Origin of the sequence: Micromonospora sp. NPDC000121 (genome assembly GCF_042899165.1) — a bacterium.
Classification (GTDB): domain Bacteria; phylum Actinomycetota; class Actinomycetes; order Mycobacteriales; family Micromonosporaceae; genus Micromonospora.
Genome location: NZ_JBIAZP010000033.1, coordinates 1 through 1,178, shown reverse-complemented (window position 1 = coordinate 1,178; position 1,178 = coordinate 1). Strand labels below are relative to the sequence as shown.

The 1,178-nt window shown below is 69.8% G+C and carries 1 protein-coding gene; it reads right to left on the bottom strand.

Annotated elements, in window-relative coordinates; genetic code table 11:
* Nucleotides 1-1,178 (bottom strand): non-ribosomal peptide synthetase (locus ACFY23_RS31755; protein ID WP_350819816.1); only part of this gene is annotated, 1,178 nt, incomplete at both ends.

The following is a 1,178-nucleotide window of genomic DNA, read 5'->3' as shown; positions in this document are numbered from 1 at the left end:
CGGCGGGGTGCGGTGGTGAGCCAGTGGGCGAGTGTGTGTGGGGTGGGGGTGCGGTGGATCTGGGAGACGGGTACGACCACGTCGGCGGCTTCGTCGATGGTGGTGGCGACGGCGGCGGATTGCAGGGAGGTGCCGCCGAGGTCGAAGAAGCTGTCGTGGGTGCCGATGCCTGTGATGCCGAGGACGGTTTCGAAGGCGTTCGTGATGAGTCGTTCTTCGGTGGTGGTGGGTGCGACGTAGGCGATGCCGAGGTCGGGGCGTTGGGAGTCGGGTTCGGGTAGGGCGCGGCGGTCGATTTTTCCGGTGCCGCCGACGGGGAACCGGTCGAGGATCATGATGACGGCCGGGACCATGTAGGTGGGTAGGGCGGTCGCGGCGTGGGCGCGTAGTTCGCTCGCCGTCGGGGTCCGGCCGTCGCGGCCGGTCACGTAGCCGACGAGTCGGGCGACGCCGTGGTCTTCGCGGCGGACGACCACGGCTGTGCCGACGTCGGGGTGTTGTTCGAGGATGGCTTCGATTTCGCCGAGTTCGATGCGGATGCCGTTGACTTTGACCTGGTGGTCCATGCGGCCGAGGATTTCCAGCGCCCCGGTGGCGTTCCAGCGGCCCAGGTCGCCGGTGCGGTAGGCGATTCCGCCGCCGTACGGGTCGGTGACGAAGCGTTGTGCGGTCAGTTCGGGGCGGTTCAGGTAGCTGTCGGCGACTCCGGAGCCGGTGATGAGGATTTCGCCGGGGACGCCCATGGGGACGAGGTTCATCCGTGGGTCGACGACGCGGATCTGCCGGTTGGGCATGGGTCGGCCGATCGGCACGTACGCGCCGCCCCAGCCGGCTCGGGCGTCGTACCAGGTGCAGGCGACGGCAGCTTCGGCCGGGCCGTACGCGTTGATGAGGCGGGCACCGGCGGCCAGCCAGCGTTGGGCCATGCGGGGTGGGATGGGTTCCCCGGCGAGGGTCACGCAGGACATGCTCGGGCAGTCGGCCGGGTCGACCGCGGCGAGGTTGGTGGGCGGGCAGAACGCGTGGGTGACCTGCTCCTTGGCGATGAGTTCGGTGAGTCGACGGGCGTCGAGCAGGTCGTCACGGGAAGACACCACGACGCGCGCGCCGGAGGTCAGCGCGGCGAATATCTCGCCCAGGGCCACGTCGAAGACGGGGGCGCAGCAGTGCAGCATCCG